The 17,798-nt window shown below is 58.1% G+C and carries 12 protein-coding genes and 1 pseudogene; 9 read left to right on the forward strand and 4 right to left on the reverse strand.

Annotated features, from left to right (window positions below; genetic code table 11):
• Positions 1 to 150 precede the first annotated feature (150 nt).
• Positions 151 to 1,599: a class I SAM-dependent methyltransferase gene (locus E0H22_RS09315; protein WP_233025371.1), complete on the forward strand. Its 1,449-nt coding sequence runs from the start codon at positions 151 to 153 to the stop codon at positions 1,597 to 1,599.
• Here the strand turns inward: E0H22_RS09315 and asnB are convergent.
• On the reverse strand, positions 1,578 to 5,507 hold the full coding sequence (gene asnB / locus E0H22_RS09320; RefSeq protein WP_283818806.1) for an asparagine synthase (glutamine-hydrolyzing): 3,930 nt from the start codon (positions 5,505 to 5,507) through the stop codon (positions 1,578 to 1,580). The two genes, E0H22_RS09315 and asnB, sit on opposite strands and share 22 nt — an antisense overlap.
• A gap of 274 nt (positions 5,508 to 5,781) precedes the next feature.
• Between asnB and E0H22_RS09325 the strand changes: the two genes are divergently transcribed.
• Complete coding sequence (locus tag E0H22_RS09325) at positions 5,782 to 8,601, forward strand: glycosyltransferase (RefSeq protein WP_233025373.1); 2,820 nt, start codon at positions 5,782 to 5,784, stop codon at positions 8,599 to 8,601.
• Here the strand turns inward: E0H22_RS09325 and E0H22_RS09330 are convergent.
• Positions 8,598 to 9,980, reverse strand: a complete 1,383-nt coding sequence (locus E0H22_RS09330; RefSeq protein ID WP_233025374.1) for a hypothetical protein — start codon at positions 9,978 to 9,980, stop codon at positions 8,598 to 8,600. The genes E0H22_RS09325 and E0H22_RS09330 overlap by 4 nt on opposite strands.
• Positions 9,981 to 10,213: 233 nt before the next feature.
• On the opposite strand from E0H22_RS09330, the gene E0H22_RS09335 reads away from it, so the two are divergent.
• From E0H22_RS09335 to E0H22_RS09360, 7 genes and pseudogenes are all read left to right on the forward strand, one after another.
• A complete protein-coding gene (locus E0H22_RS09335) occupies positions 10,214 to 11,677 on the forward strand; it encodes a glycosyltransferase (RefSeq protein WP_233025375.1) in 1,464 nt (487 codons plus the stop codon).
• Positions 11,677 to 12,447 carry a class I SAM-dependent methyltransferase gene (locus tag E0H22_RS09340; RefSeq protein ID WP_233025376.1) on the forward strand — a complete coding sequence of 257 codons (771 nt, stop codon included), beginning with the start codon at positions 11,677 to 11,679 and terminating at the stop codon, positions 12,445 to 12,447. Before E0H22_RS09335 ends, E0H22_RS09340 begins: the two co-directional genes overlap by 1 nt.
• On the forward strand, positions 12,444 to 13,232 hold the full coding sequence (locus tag E0H22_RS09345; protein WP_233025377.1) for an FkbM family methyltransferase: 789 nt from the start codon (positions 12,444 to 12,446) through the stop codon (positions 13,230 to 13,232). Before E0H22_RS09340 ends, E0H22_RS09345 begins: the two co-directional genes overlap by 4 nt.
• A gap of 335 nt (positions 13,233 to 13,567) precedes the next feature.
• Positions 13,568 to 13,825 (forward strand): hypothetical protein, encoded by a 258-nt coding sequence (locus E0H22_RS09350; protein ID WP_233025378.1) that lies wholly within the window; start codon positions 13,568 to 13,570, stop codon positions 13,823 to 13,825.
• A gap of 18 nt (positions 13,826 to 13,843) precedes the next feature.
• A pseudogene (locus tag E0H22_RS26045) lies at positions 13,844 to 14,062 on the forward strand (DUF2142 domain-containing protein); the annotation flags it as partial.
• Between the two features lie 118 nt (positions 14,063 to 14,180).
• Positions 14,181 to 14,657 (forward strand): DUF2142 domain-containing protein, encoded by a 477-nt coding sequence (locus tag E0H22_RS25925; protein WP_430715237.1) that lies wholly within the window; start codon positions 14,181 to 14,183, stop codon positions 14,655 to 14,657.
• 401 nt (positions 14,658 to 15,058) lie between these two features.
• Positions 15,059 to 16,174, forward strand: a complete 1,116-nt coding sequence (locus tag E0H22_RS09360) for an AGE family epimerase/isomerase (RefSeq protein WP_233026239.1) — start codon at positions 15,059 to 15,061, stop codon at positions 16,172 to 16,174.
• Here E0H22_RS09360 and E0H22_RS09365 read toward each other — a convergent pair.
• Both E0H22_RS09365 and E0H22_RS09370 read right to left on the reverse strand, forming a co-directional pair.
• On the reverse strand, positions 16,168 to 17,028 hold the full coding sequence (locus E0H22_RS09365) for an FkbM family methyltransferase (RefSeq protein WP_233025379.1): 861 nt from the start codon (positions 17,026 to 17,028) through the stop codon (positions 16,168 to 16,170). The genes E0H22_RS09360 and E0H22_RS09365 overlap by 7 nt on opposite strands.
• A 323-nt stretch (positions 17,029 to 17,351) precedes the next feature.
• On the reverse strand, positions 17,352 to 17,783 hold the full coding sequence (locus E0H22_RS09370; RefSeq protein WP_233025380.1) for a GtrA family protein: 432 nt from the start codon (positions 17,781 to 17,783) through the stop codon (positions 17,352 to 17,354).
• Between the last annotated feature and the right edge of the window lie 15 nt (positions 17,784 to 17,798).

Genomic DNA, 17,798 nt, shown 5'->3' on the forward strand with positions numbered 1-17,798 from the left:
TGAGTCTGGCGAAGGCCGGCGCTCCGCTTTGGAATCATTGGACGTCGGATATTCATCTTGTGGTATGCGCCGCAGCATGCCAACAGTTGCCGGAAATCGGCTAAGTTGCTCGAGTTGCGGCCTTGGCTGCAGACTTTACACGGATGGCGCATGAATATCGCAGACCAGCATAAAGCGGAAGTCGACGACGGAAGCCGCTTTGCATTCGGTAAGAATTGGGCGAACTTTCTTTCGAGCATCGACGACGAAAGAATTGCGCTCGCGGTCAAGTCGCTGTCGTCGTCCCTTGCCACCGACGATCTGACTGGGAAGACGTTCCTCGATATTGGGAGCGGTAGCGGACTGTTCAGTCTGGCTGCTCGTCGTCTGGGCGCGAAGGTTTTTTCGTTCGACTACGATTCCGATTCCGTAGGATGTACGCGTGAGCTGCGCCGCCGCTATTTCCCGGATGACCTCGACTGGACCATCGAACAAGGTTCCGTGCTGGACAAGGACTATCTCGGCAAGCTCGGAACTTTCGATGTGGTTTACTCGTGGGGCGTGCTCCACCACACGGGCAGCATGTGGGAAGCGTTGGCCAACGTGAAGCCGCTGGTGCCGGTCGGCGGGCAGTTGTTCATCGCGATCTACAACGATCAGGGCGAGATCACGGACAATTGGGACAGGGTTAAGAGGCGATACAACCAGCTTCCGGCACCGTTGGCCTTCGCCTACGCACTTTGGATCATCGGCAGGGAAGAATATCCCGCTGTTGTCAGCAATCTGCGCAACGGCACGCTCAATCAGTATGTGCGCTCGTGGCGTGACTACGCGAAGATTTCCACGCGCGGTATGAACCGCTGGTACGACTGGATCGACTGGATCGGCGGCCTGCCATATGAGCGGGCCACCATCGAGGAGATCGTCGATTTCTATAGCATCGACGGCTTCAGGTTGACCAAGACGTTCGATTGCAGCGGCTATGGTTGCAACGAGTTCGTTTTTAGCCGTGATGCGTTGTCCGGTACAGTGATCGATACGCCGATCAAAGGCGCCAATACGTTCGGTCGACGGTTCGGTTACCGCGTCGTCGGTCCTTTCGCCGACGTCGCGAACGGACTGTTAGTCGAGATCAAGGCCTTGCCGCCGCTTCAGGACGGGGAAACCCACGTACTGTTGTCGGACGGCCGGATTGTGTCTGAAACCAAGCTGGACGAGCCCGGTACTTGTGTCTTTTTGTCAGACCGTGTGTGCGCCTCTGATCTGGATGGCAAAGCCAACTTTGTAGCGCCTGCCGAGACGGTCGAACTGCGTGGACCTTTCACGCGCACGTGGCGCCGCAACATGTGGCAGGTCAACCTCCCGCATCTTGCTTCGCTAGCCGACTATCCGTTTGGTGGTGAGCGCGTGTCGCCGGTTTTCATTTTTGAGGATGACCAACAGCTGCCGACGCCGCATTCGATGCATGCTGACATCGATCGGCTTGGCGAAGGGCGTTTCGCGCACTGGGGAGAGCACATCTTCTTCTCCACCAGTGACAACAGCGACCCCAACACCAATGGGCGATCCTATCGACTTCTCCTAACGCGCGCCGGTCATCAGGCCAGCGCGGTCAAATAGCTCGCAGCAAGCTGAGATTTCGGGAATTTTGCTATCGTTGCATGCCGGCCAGCCTCTCCCATGGCCTTCGCGAGGGGCATGTCCGACAGGAGCTTGAGACAATCTGCGGCGAGGCCCTCGGCGTCTCCAACCGGACGTATAAACCCGGTTTTTCCCTGCTCAATGATATCGGGGACGGCACCCGCATTGGTGGCGACCACTGCGGTTCCAAGCGCCTGAGCTTCCACCACGACATTCGGCATTCCCTCCTTGGTGGAGGTCAATAGCAGGAGCGTTGCAAGTGTCATCAGGGCGTAGACGTCGTCGCGTCGACCCAGCAGGCTGACATGGTTAGCCAAGCCATAGACCTGGATTTTCTGCTCCAGTTCCGCCCACAGCGGACCCATCCCGGCGATAAAGATTCTGACGCTGGGACAGTCCTTGACGATTCTTCTGCACACTTCGATGAAGGTAAAGGGATCTTTCTCGTCCGAAAGGCGAAATACGCCCAGCACCGTCGGTGTCGATGTATCCAGGCCCAACGACGCGGCGGTACACTGCAGCTGCTGAGCGGAGGGCGTATGAAATGCCTCGATGTCGACGGCGTTCGGGATGGTTGAGACGCGAGAACGATCGATGCCGATCCAGTCAGCATAGTCTTCGCCTGCGCCGGAGAAATTACTCGTGAAGCGAACCGCTCCCGATTCAGCAAGAAGTTTGTAGTTCGGCAGGAATTGATGACCCTGGAGATATGGGAAGTTCGTAGGATTGTAGTTACGAAATGAGACGACTATCCGCTGGATTCCAAGAAGGCGCCCGGCCACGGCAGCGACCACGTTCGGGTGGTCCAGTTGGGCGAAGATCGCCCTGGGCTTCGCCATGGCGATTGCGCTCATCACTCTCAATAGGCCTGTCGCATCGCCTGTCAGATTGGCTTCGACAATGTTGTGTAGATTGGGAACGTCCTGCAATGTTTGCCAGAGTTGCGCGATGCTCAATGAGGCTGCATCGATCAATGTGATACCGGATTGCTCCAGCATCGGCAGATAGTGACCGTTGGCTCCGCCCAGTGACTCGTATGTGACGAAGGTGACTTTGTACCCAAGCGCGGCGAGGGATTGCGCCAGATAGATCCACTGCCGCTCGGCTCCGCCGGGCGGGAGCGCGTGAGTGATGACGACAAATGAATCGCCAGACTGGAGCTCAAAACCGTCTCCATCAGTTGACTGAAAGACGTTTCGAAGAGTTTCTTTAGCCTCGGGGCGGCCGACAGGGGCTTCCACGCGCGCGGGCACCCAGGACAAAAATTTCGCGGATGCAGGCGAGATCTCGACGAGCCAATACGGACGCGTCAGAAGGCGCCTTTGCTCCGTTGACGACAAATAGAGATTGGAATCGCGGATCGAATATCGTCCGCCTCCGCGATCGGCGATGGTCGTATGGGAAAATTGAAGCGGTGGCAGTTGCCGCGTACCTTCGAACAGTGCGTAATGCGGGGCCAACTCCGATCCATCATTTACAGCAAGGCCGCGAATGCCGGTAACGACGTGTCGCTGCCCCTCCTGATGTGAAAATGGCATCGACTTGAGGCCGACGCGCGCCAACCGTCGATTGGCGGCAGATGCGATCCTGTAGCGCCAGAGCCGTAGCAGCCCAAGAGCGCGTTTCCGTTTCGGTAGCTTCTTGAGATTGATCTCGTCGAAATCCTGGATCGAATACGGCGTTCTGGAAATCAGTTTCCGAACGCCAAGATCGGCCAAGCGTGAGAGTGCAGCATAATCGAAATTCTCGCGCTCCTCGACGTCGACGAAAAACAGCTGGCTATTTGCAAGCGGAGCGAGCTTCGATCGCCACTGATCATTTAGCGCCTCGTTCCATTCAGGGAGCTGGATGGGCACAACGGTGTCTTTGATCGGCAAGGTAGTCGCGTGCGCTAGACCCTGAAAGCCAAATAACGCCGCGAAAGCCTTTTGATTTTTGGTTGTAGGGATCGGTGCGTCAAATGTTGCGGAGTTGCCATGCCGCGTGACGATCCAGGTGTTGTCTTCTCGCTGATGCGCAAACATCGCGGTTCCAGCTGCTCGTCGGGCTGATGCCTGGGCAAGCCCTTCCAAAGCGGGCCATTTAACAGGGTGTTTGCGCAGCCAGGACTCCAGCATTGCGACTGCCCAGACCTGGTAGCTCGAAAAGGCGTTCGCAGTGCGTTGCCTTCCAAGGAACCTATTGACGCCCTGATGCCCCAATCCTTGTACCAGCCGGCTTTCATCTCCGCTTAGCATCTTGGACGCTACATTGAGGAGGCTCTTCTTGGCCCAGTCGGACATGGGCAATCCGAAGCCTTGCTTGGGAAGGTCGATCAACTCGCGCGGGAGGTATCGATAAGCGATCTCCTTCAGGATCAGCTTTCCGCTACCATTCTGGGTCAGGACGTTTTCGGGTAACCTTTCTGCAAAGCGCGCCAGTTCCACGTTCAGGAACGGCGTACGAACTTCGAGCGAATGCTGCATGCTCATCCGATCGACTTTCGGCAGCACCGCACCTGGCATGTAGTTATCGACATCCGAGCGGCGCATGGCACTCAAGAGAGTGGGGGCACTTGCATTGATGTCGCCCCGCAAGGCAGCGAGATGGTAGGCAAAACCAGTTGGCACAAAACCGAGCAACTCCTCGACGCCGGCTTCGGCAGCAATCAGGATTCGCCCGCCATAGTAACCGTCACCAGGATGCCAGCCCGTTGTCCCAGGCCGCCTGTTGGCGCATTCTTCAAGCGTCGCAAAGTACCGGCCGTAGCCGCCGAACATCTCGTCGCCACCATCGCCCGAGATCGCAACGGTGACGTGCTTTCGCGCAAATTGCGAGAGCAGGTAGGTGGGAAAACACGACGAGTCCGCATTTGGCTCATCGAGAAATTCGCCAATTCGGTAGAGGAACTCGGCGCCTTTGGGGTCAATGAGTTCTTCGTGGTGTTCGGTGCCGAGATGGGCCGCGAAGGCACGTGCGATATTGTGCTCGCTCTCCTTCGCGCCGCTGAAGCCCATCGAATAGGTTTTCAGGTCACGGTTGAGTCGCCGTCGGATCAGTGCGCATGTGGTGGAGGAATCGACACCGCCGGAGAGGAAGGCGCCAAGCGGAACGTCGGCAATCATTCGACGTTGCAAACTCCGGACCAGGATGTCTTCGAGTTCGTCAGCGAGGTCGGCCATCGAGCGGCCCACGAACAGGTTGTTCCCTGGTTCAAAACGGAAATAACGATTGATCTCTGTCATGCCGTCCGCGCGGACACGCATCCAATGTCCCGGAGGAAGCTTGCGGACGTGTTGATAGATGGTGCGCGGCGCACCAATATACTGGAATGACAGTACTTCCGCGACGGAGTCGATATCGACGGTCGGATCGAAACCGGGAACACGCTCCATTGCCTGCAGTTCGGAGGCGAAGGCGAGGCCGCCTCCAGCGAGATGCATGTAGTAGAGAGGTTTCTCCCCAAACGGATCGCGTGCCAGAATGGTTTCACCAGACTGGGTATCGAAAGCTGCGAACGCGAACATTCCGTCTAGCCTCGGAAGCGCCTCGGTTCCCCAAAGGGCAATGCTCTCGACAAGGACTTCGGTGTCGGTGCGCCCGCGAATATTGACGCCGGCGCGCTCCAGTTGTGGCTTCAGCTCCTTGAAACTGTAGATCTCGCCATTGAAGGTGATCCACCATCGCCCGTCGCCTGATGGGAACGGTTGCAATCCCGCAGGGGAGGTGTCGATGATCGCTAGACGCAATTGTCCGAGCACGCAGCGTCCGTCCGGATCCTGCCATACGCCGTCGCCATCGGGGCCCCGATGCTGCATCGACGGTAACATCGCTCTTACGGCGCTCTCGGCTGTTGGTCCGTCAAAAGGCTGTCGCCTCGGCATCAACAGTCCGGCAATCCCACACATATCCAGCTAGCCCCTCCAGGCAACATCGTCTAGTGTTTCTCTGTATATCTTAGATGACACCAGAGTAGAGAAGAACTTGCGCCCGGCAGTTCCATTAATCTATGAAGACGGCTACACTTTGGGTTGACAAGGCAGCGTGGTTCGCGCCTCGCAGCACGGGTACTTCATGCGAGCGCAGCAAGTCAAATCCGGATCAGACGATATAGTCGCGCGCTATCGCGTGCGATGGACCGATCGGTCGACCACATGGAGCGGACACCCCAGCGCTCCCCTGATGGGGGCTGCTTCCTTTTGGGTACAAGTTAGACGCAATCAAGACTTTTTCTTCGACCTCATCGCACCCGCAACGCAGATCGACAGTATTTCTCTCGAATGCTCCATAGTTGGCCGCAAGGGGGCGACGATCTGGGGCGAATTGATCGATACCCGAGGGCATGTCCTTGCGCGGGGGCAGATAAACCCGGCCGGCGTCAGAGCCGCGAATGGACATCCGGTCCTTATTGATGGTGTCGGGCTTCGGCTCGAGGCAGGCCAAAAATATCGCATTCGATTATCGTCGCAGAGCGGCGACGACATCGATTGTCTACGGGTGCGCGCGTTCAGGGCACCCGCCGGCAAGCAGGAATTCAACAGGGAGTTTCTCGGCTTCTCAAATCAACGCAGGTTCGAGCATCGCGCGTTGCCTCGCCAGATGGATATCGTCGCTCTCTGTGACACTACGGACGCGCCCGGGTCCGTGGTTGCGGCGCTTGAGACGCGCTGGCCTGGGTACAAAATCAAACTTTTCCGCGCTGCAGATTACGTCAAGCACTGGTCGATATTGGCTGATGCGAGCTTCGTCATTTTCGTGGACGTCTTTACGCTCGGAAACGATGCCGCTGAGTTCGATGCGCTATGCTTCGAACTGCACCGTCGGGGGATTGTGACAGTTTTTCATCAGTCATGCGCGTACCCTGATCGTCCGGGCGCTTCCGCTGTGTCCTATGGCGGTCGGCTCGCGCATGACAATGCATTGCGCAATGTGCAGCGTCGCCGCTGTCATTTCGCATTGCTTGATATGCCGCCGTCTCTGATTCGGTCTCTCGACAATGCGCCGTGGCCGTTGGCGGGAGATGAGGGCAATGCGCATGTTGATGCTGACCTGCTCGACAGAATGCATCGGGACGTTCAGGTTGGCAGGCTGCCGAGGGTGACCGTCTTCGCTTCCGTAAGCCGCGATCCGACGATCACTGACAAGTTTCTGGAGCATTTTGCGCGTCAGAGCTATCCAGGTCCGGTCGTTCTTGGACTTGTGGCCGACGACCTTGAGAGCGAATCGGTCTCAATCGTTCGCGGATACGCCGCTGCCATTGACGCGTCGCATGATGCCGCCCGAGAGGTTCGCCTGTTTGCGGGCAGGGAGGCGTTTCGCAGTTACATCACGAGGAGTGAGGGCGAGGAGAAAACGCGCGAGACGGATCTCTATCTCCTTGTTGATGGCGAAGCGGTGATGAGCCGTGACTTCGTCGCTGCGCATGTTTTTGAACACTGGTTTGAGGATGTTGAGGCCGTCGTCGGTTCTGGTCCCATCGACGCGAGCGATGCTCTGCCCGAGCGCATGCTGTGCGATCTGGAAGGGCGTCTCCTGGCCGGTGATCGAAATGCGCGATTGAGGGATTCGGTCCAGCCCGATGGCTTCCTGAATTGCAATCGGGAGAACTTCTCCTTCAAGCGCCGTACGGTCTCCCGATGCGCCGCTGCGTTAGAAACGCTGATATTCGCAGATGCTGGAATGTCTTCTGATCGAGCGGCCATCGAACTCGGTTACAGGCTTTATAGCAACGGTGCTGTCATTCGATACACGGATCTGGCCTTTGCCATGCGCTGTAGCCACGCAGAGTCTGTTACCGAACCAGGTCCTTCCGCAGTATCCGCGCGCGACATTGCCCAAGCGCTTCAAGCCGAGCCGGAACTTGCTCTTGCGTCTCGTCGTTGGGCTGCGAGTGCAGGCAGAGCAGATCACGCGTTGCCGGGGGATGTGTGTGTTTCGGGGGCGCGCGCGCATCGGCCGCTCCGTGTCTTGACCTATCGTTGGCACGTGCCGCACCAGTATGAACTCTACAAGTTGCCGCATGAGTTCACCCTGGCAACCCGGCTCGGCAACGGGATGGTTGATGCGTGGCAGTTCGACCAGCGACCGCTTCGGCCGAATGTCCGTCTGCGTCCCGCCGAAACGATAGATCCGCGTGACTACGACGTTGCGATACTGCATTTCGATGAGAACGTCCTTGCGCCCCACCTGACCAATGGCGTTGTGTCGTCTGTATGGGGCGAGCCATTTCGCTGGCTCCTGGGCCTACCGGACATTCCCAAGATCGCGATCTGTCACGGGACGGTGCAGTTTGTCGGCCAGTACGGCGCTGATCCAGGCCGCAAGACTGAATTCATTATTCACGACGATGAGCGTCTCCGGCTTGTCGCGATGCTTGCAGCTGCAGGTGTGAGGGTGGTGTGCAATTCGCATCAGGCTGCAGGAGAATGGCAGTTTCAGAACAGCGAGGTCATCTGGCATGGTTTCGACCCGCAAGAATTCCCGCAAGGCAATTTGACGCGAAATGTTCTGGCGCTCGAACCGGATATCCATCGCCCGCATTATCGCGGGGCATGGGAGCATCGCCTCGTCGAGGACTTGCTCGATCCCGGTATCAGAATCGAGACCGCGCGGCATCCCGGCGCGCCGCTCGAGATGCGCGGGACGAATGCCTTTGCGGTCCGAAACTTTCGCTCTTACGTCGACCGCATCCGCAGTTTCACCTGCTATCTCAATACGACATTGCGGTCGCCGATGCCTCGCTCGCGCGGGGAGGCGATGATGACCGGCGTTATTCCTGTCTGCCTGCGCAATCACGACGTTGACCGGTTCATCGAACCGGGAGTTGATGGCTTCTACGCGGACAGTCCCGAGGAACTGGCGGATTTCATCAACTACCTGTTTCGCGATCGCGCCGCTTCCACAGCGATGGCGGCTGCTGCACGCCTTAAAGCGATGGATGTATTCAATCACGACCGCTATCTTGCGTCCTGGACGAGAACCCTCAGGGACGTCGTCGGCTAACGTAAACGCGCGCCGTGACGTCTCTTCGTCTCGATGCGCCGTCTGAGCCACGCAAATGCCGTCGCCATCGCGAAGAATGCGAGCCATAACTGCAGCGGGATCAGTGGTTCGACGGAGCGTTCGATGCCGATGACGCACGCGGCGACGATCGCGGGGACAATTGCCATGGTGGCGAGGACCCATCCTGCACCGCCGAGCGTGAGAGCGGCGATGGCCGCGCCGGCGAGTGCGATCCAGCTCGTGGCGGTTGACTTGTCGAACAAGATCACGTTCAGAGCGCGCGTCATCCTTGCCCAGGCGGGGCGATCAGCTTCCCCGAAAAGGCGCTCGCGTGAAACAGTGGTCAATGCACTGGGGCCGCGCTGGCTGGCAAAAAGCAGAAGCCGCTTTGTCACCAGCTCCGGAAACTCCTTCCAGTTGGCCCGCAACCACGCATCCACGACCAGCTGCAATCGTTGCTTTCGCTCATAGTCCGTCGGCAGATGGGCGACCCATTGCCTCAGGGCCGGTAAGCCAAATTCGGTAATCACTGTGCCGTCGCTGAGGGCAAGGCTTGTATAGGTTTGACGGCCGATCGGGCCTCCGCCTGCTTCCCACAGCAGGGAATCTGTGCCGCTTGTGCCTACGGCGACGATGTTATGCGTGATCCGGTGGTTGCGAACCAGCCAGGGCGACCACACGATCAAGACGCCGACAGCGAAAGCGAAGCCTTGCCTGAGCGCAGTCCTGGGCAGAAGCCCGGCGATGCGAGGCGAGGCAATGCGGCCATTAAAGCTGGCGCATAGCACGATCGTCAGGCCCATGAGCAAAACGGCAGGAAGAAACTGCGGGCGACCCAGACCAAGCGCCAGCCCAGCGCTGCCTGCAAACATTGCCGCTTGCCAGCCTTTCGTGCGTATGGCGCGGAGCCCGGCGGCCATCGTCAGCCACAGCAACGCCTCGCTGACGGTCTCGGTGCCAAGCTTATAACTCCAGAAAATCGAGGGGCGGCACAAGGCAACCACGATCAGCAATGCGTATGCATGGTGCTGATTGCGGGTGAGGAGAAAAATCTCAATACAAAGCAACAACAGGCTGGCGAATGCGAGGCACTGGATCAGGAATCTGAATACCCACTCGAAGCCGGCTTCCCCGCCGATAACCAATGACAGGGCTATGAATGCCGGAGTGGTCGGCGCATAATAAGTGGAGAGGCTAGGATTTTCTCCCCAAAAAAAGTGAGTGTAGATATTGCGTGCAACATTGACGTAATCGAGCAAGTCGGAAAACGGAGCCTCCGATATTTGCAGCCAATAGAGGATTCGAGTTCCCCAAAACATCGCCGCTAGGGCCAGCAGTGTTAAAAGCTCGGGTTTTCTGAGATGCTTCAGGCCATTCACCGACTGATCACTCCCAATAGGTGTCCCCCCCCCCCACACACACCAATAGAACTTCCTCGGAACCTTTAAGGGTTTACATGTGCGAACATGCGCGCCGGGGAAAAAGACGCAATCTGGATATCGTGGCGGCATTCAGTGGTCGGGAAACAACCTGGTGATGGTTCTCCGATCCGGTGTGTGATACGGGGGCGAGCAAAGCCCGTGAAGTTTCTTTTATGATGTGAAGTTCCGACATGACCGAAATCTCAGATTGTGCATACGTTAGACGCGGGCAGGTACGGCGCGAGTTGGTGCGCGAGCATGCCGATCGTGTGGCTGTAGAACGCGACGGCTGGATCGAAAAGAATCAAGCTTACTATAAAGACGACCGGGAATTTATGCAGTTCCTCATTCCTGCGGGCGCGCGAGTGTTGGATCTGGGATGTGGGACCGGCGGATTGCTTGCTGCGCTGGAACCGTCCTACGGGCTGGGTCTAGATCTTAGCGGCAAGATGATCGAGGTTGCACGACGCAATCATCCCAATCTCGATTTTCGCGTCGGCGATATCGAAGACGATGCCTGCATCGAGGCGATTGAAGGTCCGTTTGATTTCATCATCTTGTCGGACACGATTGGCTTGCTGGATGATATCGAAATCGCGTTGTCCCGCCTGCATCGACTTTGCAGTCGCGATACGCGTCTGGTCATCTCCTATTTTTCGCAGATCTGGGGCCCCGCTCTCAAGCTGGCGACCAAGGCCGGGTTGCGCATGCCGCAACCTGAGACCAACTTCATCTCGCATATCGATTTCGAGAACATCCTCGATCTTGCGGAGTTCGAGCCCATACGGCGCGATGCACGGCAGTTGCTCCCCCGACGTGTCTTTGGTCTCGGGACTTTGGTGAACAAGTATATTGCGCCGCTACCGCTCATCGATCGGATGTGCCTGCGCACCTATGTGGTGGCGAGGTCACGCCGTGCCATGGTTCCGGAAGAACTGTCGACGACAGTGCTCGTGCCTTGCCGAAACGAGCGCGGCAATATCGAGAATGCCGTCCGGCGGCTGCCGAAATTCGGCAAACATATCGAGATCCTGTTCGTGGAAGGCAATTCCAGCGATGGGACATACGACGAATGCGAACGCGTGCGCGACGCCTATGCGTCGGAATACGACATCAAGGTCTTCAAACAGCCGGGCAAGGGCAAAGGAGATGCCGTTCGCAAGGGATTTAACGAAGCAACAGGCGACATCCTGATGATTCTCGACGCGGATCTCACGGTGCCGCCAGAGACTCTGCCGAAGTTCTACGCGGCAATCGCGTCCGGCAAAGGCGAGTTCGTCAACGGGACGCGACTGGTTTATCCGATGGAAGGCGAGGCGATGCGTCCGCTGAACTTCATCGCGAATCGCTTCTTCGCGGCGGCATTCAGCTATCTCGTGAACCAGCGCTTCACCGATACGCTTTGCGGCACCAAGGTCCTCAAGCGTAGCGCTTATATGAGGATTGCTGCCAATCGCAGCTACTTTGGTGATTTCGATCCTTTCGGAGATTTCGATTTGATCCTTGGTGCCGCCAAGCAGAACCTGCGGATCATCGAAATCCCAATCCATTATGCCTCTCGTACCTACGGCTCGACGCAAATTTCGCGTTTCCGCGATGGATTTCTGCTGCTGCGCATGGTGATGTTCGCCTTCCGGAAGCTGAAGGCAGTCTGATGAGTGGCGGGGAGCAACAGTTCGATGCTCGACCAGTCGAGTATCGTCAGATCTGGGATCAGAAGCCGACTCTGCGCCGGCTTTACGCCGACTATCACCGCAGGCTGTTGGCCGAATGCGGCGACGGACCCGTTCTCGATATCGGCGGTGGAACGGCGAATATCAAGGATGTCCGCAAGGATGTCGTTTCGATCGACATCCTGCCTTTTCGGGGGATCGACGTCGCGTGCGACGCACATCGGTTGCCGTTCCCGAATGGGTATTTTTCAGGCATCGTGATGCTGGATGTACTCCACCATCTGGCGCGCCCGGTGGCGTTTCTTCAGGAAGCGGCCCGGGTGCTCAGGCCGGGCGGGCGATTGACGATGATCGAGCCGGGAATGTCGACGGTGGCATATCCGTTCTACCGTTTCTTGCACGAAGAGCCGGCCGAGATGGGAGCGGATCCGTTTTACGAGCCACCGCTCGATGCCGAACGTGACCCGTTCGATTCCAATCAAGCGATTCCGACTCTGCTGTTCGAAAACAGGGACAATGTCGTCGAAGTCAAACGTCGGGTGCCGGAGCTTGTACTCAAGCGAGTGGATTGGCTGAGCCTGTTTGCCTATCCACTGAGTGGCGGATTCAAGCGTTGGTGTTTGGTCCCTGATGGCGCAGTCAATTCCGTTCTCTGTCTTGAAGATGCTCTGCCGCGATGGGTTCGTCGCTTCTTCGGGTTTCGTCTGTTCGTGACATTGGAAAAACAGAGCGTGCCGGAGCGCAAGGTATGATCAAGCAGGCGATTCAGAAGATCGGTCTCACGACGAATGCCTTGTTGGTGCGCTCAGGTGTAATGCGTTTGCCGTTTGCACGACGGACCTTCGTCTATGCCTATACCTGGTACAAGGAGCGGATTGAGGCTGGTCCGGTCGAAGCGCTTCGAAAATTCGTGCCGAGCGGAACGCTGGTCATCGATGTGGGTGCCAATATTGGCTTTTTCACCACGCGCTTTGCGGACTGGACGGGCCCACAAGGGCATGTCATGGCGATCGAGCCGGACCTAGAAAATTTTGGCTCCCTGGAGCAGCGGCTCCGGCAGCATGGAAGTATCGAGCGCACCACGCGCCTGAATGCGGTGGCCGCAAGCGAGCCTGGCAGCCTTTTCCTCAAGCGCAACGAAGTGCATCCGGGTGATCACAAGATCGCAACGGATGGTGAAGGAATCAAGGTAGCCGCGGTGGCAATCGACGATATCGTGGCTGGGCACGCGTCGCGTGATCTGTCGATGATCAAGATCGATGTTCAGGGTGCCGAAATGGTCGTCCTGGCGGGCGCCCAAAAGGTTCTGCAAGAGCGAAGCGCGGCGCTTTTCATTGAGGTTGACGAGAAGGCGCTCATGGCGTTCGGAACCTCGTCGCACGCACTTTTCGCCCATCTCCGGTCCTTCGGTTATAGCGGTTACGAGCTTGGCGAAGATGGCAGTTTGACGCCTTTTGAGAATTCTGCGCTGCAGACTCGCCTGGCGGATGGTGGCTATGTCGATGTTCTGTTCCTCAAGCAGAACGACAGTCGGTGATCGCATGCCCGCTTGAAACCGCGCAGCGTCGCATGTGCTGGGGCGCTCGACCCGTAGCGATTGCATCTTGCTTCAAGCGGGCAAATGATTTCCAATCGGTGCAACGAAGATCGGCTGTTTGCAGGTGTTGGGCTTGCCACCGGTGTTGAGCTTACCAGTTTGCGTGCCGCCGTTCTTAGCTTGTTCAGCTGAATTTTGTTAGCAAGTCTCGGTTTGATCTTTCCTCAATCTCGTCGCCATTAACGGTCGCGCGATGTGCGAATTCGCTCGGCTGATAGATAGCGTTTTCTAGCGGCGATGTTCGCACTATACGCCATGGCTGCGACAGCATTTCTTTGTTTCTGGATGCCCCTTTTCAGAATCCCGATGAGTGGGCGCACTTCCTTCGTGCCTATCAAATCAGCCGTGGCGGTTTCGTTGGAACGCAAAGCGAGAGGATGACCGGAGGCTTTGCCGATCGGGCGATCGGTGCGGCGGCCTTGCCATTTCAGGGCGCGCCCTTTCACGTGGACGTCAAAGTCACGTCTGAGCTGTATGCGCAGGCGAATGCGATCGGTTGGAGCGGTGCAACGGAGTTTGCCAGCTATCCGTGAGTTGCACTTTATTCGCCCGTGACCTATTTGCCGGCCGTCGTCGGGATCTGGCTCGGCAAATCGTCCGGCTTGTCCGTCGTTCGCACGCTGTATCTGGCTCGCCTCCTGACCGGGATTGCAACGACCCTGATCGGCGCAATTGCCATAGCGGTCGCAATCCGCTCTGCGCTTTGGCTGTTCTGTGTCCTGTTGTTGCCTATGACGCTTTCTCAGATGAACGCCGTCACGCAGGATGGCATGATCTTCGCGATGGCCGCACTGGGCGTTGCGATGTTAGCGACCTCGGTGCGGCGGCGCGCGTGCCATTTCGAGGAGACGCGTATGGGGCTTTGTCGCTGCAATCAGCATCGTCGTCATGGGGCATCCAGCTTACGCCCCTATGGCCGCACTGTTGGGTCTCGCAAACGGCGCTTCCCGTATCAAGAAAACATCGGCCATCGCGCTTGTCTGGATACTCGTGCTCGCCCGGGGATCTTTCGCAGTGATTCAGGCCGGCACGCCGAGTGCCCGGCCGGACGCTCATATCGATCCCGCCGCACAGTTTAGGTGGGTAATGGGGGATCCGCTGGCTTTCATCAAAATCCTGGCATCCACCATCTCGATCAAGGCCCCCGGCTATGCGAGCAGCTTCATCGGACGATTGGGCTGGTTGGACGTTTACTTGTCACGCGGTTATCTCGCAGCTGCATTCGGCTGTCTTCTTTGTGGCTCTGTTGCGACGATCAATCCGCGGATGGATGCGAGGGGGCTAGTGGTTTTCGTTGCGACGATGTCGATCCTGCTCGTTTTCAGTTCTTGCGCTGTTTTTGCTACTCTACATGACGTGGAATGACGTCGCCGCCACAAAGATCGAGGGACCATCCGGGCGTTACTTCATCCCGCTCGCTCTCGCCTTTATATTGGCGTTTCCGCAATTGGCCCGAATCGGATCTCTCAGAGAAGCCTTGGTGCTCGTTGTCGTCTCGTTTCCTATGGTGACGTTGGCTGAGCTGGTCCGGGCGGTGGTTGCCCGTTGTTGCGTCTGAAGCTCGCGCTGGAAATCATCGATACGGTGGCGAGGTCAGCAGCCGCCGGCGCCATTCGCAGACCATTGCTGCACAATGTGTGTCATCTGCCATATTTACGTTCTAGATTGATCGCGAAGAATAGCGGTCAGAGGTTTGAATAGGCGAGAGCAGCTCGGGTATGGTCGGACAAAATCAGGTGCAATCAGTTTCAGCGAACCGCGAGAATATGGCGCCTTACTGGAAAGACTGGATAACGCTGTCTTGCGCCCTTTGGGCGAGCAAAGGCTGGGATGATAGTGCTGGTGGCTTTGCCGAGCGCTTCTTGCCTGACGGCACGCCTGATCTCGCGGCTCCCCGTCGGGTCCGCGTGCAGGCTCGCCAGATCTATTGTTTCGCCAAGGCGGCGCAGCTCCGCTGGTATCCGCAGGGCGCCGATATCGCGCGCAAAGGTCTTGAGCACATGCTTGCCAAGGCGAAGTCGCCGGATGGCAAGCCCGGCTTTGTGCATATCCTCGCGCCCGATGGCGCTGTGCTCAATCCGCTGCGCGACACCTATGATCATGCTTTCGTTCTTCTCGCGCTCGCGACTGTGTATCAGCTCGATCGCGACGTCCGGGTGCGTGCAGAGATCGATTCCGTGATGTACTTCATCGATACGCAGTTGCGCTCTCCCGACGGCGGCTATCTCGAAGGCATTCCGGCCGCCATGCCGCGGCGGCAAAATCCGCAGATGCATTTGTTCGAGGCCTTCATCGCGGCCTTCGATGCCACCCACGACCCGGCGTTCCAGCAGCGCGCTGGCGATCTGAACGGCCTGTTCGTCTCGAATCTGTTCGATACGCAAAAGGGCGTGCTCGGCGAATATTTCGAGCAGGACTGGTCGCGAATCGAGCCTGTCTGTGTTGAGCCTGGACATCAGGCCGAATGGGTATGGCTGCTCAAGCAATTCGAGCGTATCACCGGTTGTCCGACCGGAAAATATCGTGTGCGTCTGCTGGAGACGGCGCTCCGCTATCGCGATGCCAGCGGCTGCCTGATCGACGAGGGCGATGCCCAAGGCAATATCGTCAAATTGACGCGGCGGCTGTGGCCGCAGACGGAGATCGTCAAGGCGTGGCTGGCCCAGGCCGAGTCCGGCGTCGCGGGCGCCGCTGACGAGGCCCGTGCGGCGCTTGTCCGCCTGGACAAGCACTATCTGCAGCATCCGGTCAAAGGTGGCTGGTACGACCAGTTCGACGCGGATGGCAATTCCCTGATCGATACCATCCCGGCCTCGTCCTTCTATCACATCCTCTGTGCGGTGGCCGAAGCCGATCGTGTGCTCGGGCCGGACGCTCAGTAAGTCTTTCCGAGCAGTTCGAAGGGCGGCGCGTTGCGGACGCGCTGGCCGACGAAATCGAGATCGCGTACGAACATCTCGTCGAGCTTCCCACCGGGATCGAGCCTGCGGGCTGCCGGATCGTAGGCGAACGGCGCAAAGCCGTAGCTGCGCAGATGAGTCCGAATTCCCTCCACGCTCTCGCCGTAACGTTCGATCAGGCCGTTGATCTCCACCATCACCACCTTGAACTCGGGATTGGCAAGGATGCGCGGGGCGCCGCGCAGGACATGCATCTCATAGCCCTCGACATCGAGCTTGAGCGCGTGCGGGACACGGTCGCCGATGATGTCGTCGAGGCGGCGTTGCGGCACGGTTGTGCCGTCGCCCCGCACCACATGGTTGAAGCCATGCTTGCCGACAGAGAGCGTCAATGTGCCTTCGGCATCGCCGGCGGCGATCCTGTGCAGCTCGATGCGGTCGTCGAGCCGATTGAGGCGCACATTGTCGGATAGCGTGCGGAACGTGTCGGGAGCCGGCTCGCAGGCGATCACCCGGCAGCCCGTGCTTTTGGCCGAGAGGAGGCCATAGACGCCGACATTGGCGCCGATGTCGAGCAACAGGTCGTCCGCGCGCAAGAAGTGACAGAAGAATCCCATATTGCTGAAATCATAGAGCTGGTGGAGATACAGTCCGGTGGCAAAATTGCTCTGGTTCGGTACGATGATCTGCAGATCGTTCGGCAGCTGCAGCACCGCCTTGTGGTTTGTCGTCCTGCGCGCGAGATTCCAGCTGATATAGTCGAGCAGCGTTTTTGTCTTGCTGCCGGTTGTGAGCGGGTGCGCGAGAATGTCGCGAACGACGCTGAAACGCGCCATGCCGTGTCTGAAATATCGGGAAGGCCAAAAGGTCATTGCGCGGAATCCGTACGGACAGGCGTGAACCGGCGATTGGCGGTCGCTCCCGTTCGATGCGAGACCGACCCTCACCGTCTGACACTTGCAGGTATTGATTCGCCTGTCAGCCAGAACCGTGTGAGAGCGTTAAGGGCGACAGTTCGGCGACCGAGGCGAGGATAGGCATGATCCGCGTGGTCACATGTGCACTATGGTAGCGACGGCGGTGTATCGTTATCGCATGGCAGACAAGTACACAAAGACGATGCGTCTGCCCACATCAGTTCAGGCTCGCGGAAGAAGGATCAGCCGCGCGGCTTCGCGCGAAAGACCACAAAGTGCGACATGGCGAAATTCACGATGAAAGCGGTGAAGATGGCGCCTATTTTGGCGGCATAGACCGGCATGACCTTCGACAGCACCAGCAGCGTCGCCGTATTAACGACCATGCCGAGAAAGCCCGACGCCGCAAAAACGAAATAGTCTTTCCAGCGAAGCACGCGGCCGGACTCCGCCCGGAACGTGATCATCGTGTTCATGACATAGGAGCACGACACCGCCACCAGCCAGGCCATGACATTGGCAGGCACGATCGGGATACCCAGCGCCTGATAGGAGATACTGAAGACACCGAAATCGATGATCGCGTTCGCGACGCCGATGATGCCGAAGCTCATCATCTTGGCCACTGTCGGGTGACGGAGCCAGTTCTCGGCGGTTTGCAGCAGTTTCAACATCCAGGTCGCGATCTT

It is taken from the genome of Rhodopseudomonas boonkerdii, from assembly GCF_021184025.1.
Taxonomy (GTDB): Bacteria; Pseudomonadota; Alphaproteobacteria; order Rhizobiales; family Xanthobacteraceae; genus Tardiphaga; species Tardiphaga boonkerdii.

What these genes read in the sequence shown, in the direction of transcription:
- E0H22_RS09315 (WP_233025371.1), top strand. Translation starts at nt 151, where the DNA reads ATGAATATCGCAGACCAGCATAAAGCGGAAGTCGACGACGGAAGCCGC.
- asnB (WP_283818806.1), bottom strand. Translation starts at nt 5,507, where the DNA reads ATGTGTGGGATTGCCGGACTGTTGATGCCGAGGCGACAGCCTTTTGAC.
- E0H22_RS09325 (WP_233025373.1), top strand. Translation starts at nt 5,782, where the DNA reads ATGGGGGCTGCTTCCTTTTGGGTACAAGTTAGACGCAATCAAGACTTT.
- E0H22_RS09335 (WP_233025375.1), top strand. Translation starts at nt 10,214, where the DNA reads ATGACCGAAATCTCAGATTGTGCATACGTTAGACGCGGGCAGGTACGG.
- E0H22_RS09340 (WP_233025376.1), top strand. Translation starts at nt 11,677, where the DNA reads ATGAGTGGCGGGGAGCAACAGTTCGATGCTCGACCAGTCGAGTATCGT.
- E0H22_RS09345 (WP_233025377.1), top strand. Translation starts at nt 12,444, where the DNA reads ATGATCAAGCAGGCGATTCAGAAGATCGGTCTCACGACGAATGCCTTG.
- E0H22_RS25925 (WP_430715237.1), top strand. Translation starts at nt 14,181, where the DNA reads ATGGGGCATCCAGCTTACGCCCCTATGGCCGCACTGTTGGGTCTCGCA.
- E0H22_RS09360 (WP_233026239.1), top strand. Translation starts at nt 15,059, where the DNA reads ATGGCGCCTTACTGGAAAGACTGGATAACGCTGTCTTGCGCCCTTTGG.
- E0H22_RS09365 (WP_233025379.1), bottom strand. Translation starts at nt 17,028, where the DNA reads ATGGCGCGTTTCAGCGTCGTTCGCGACATTCTCGCGCACCCGCTCACA.
- E0H22_RS09370 (WP_233025380.1), bottom strand. Translation starts at nt 17,783, where the DNA reads ATGTTGAAACTGCTGCAAACCGCCGAGAACTGGCTCCGTCACCCGACA.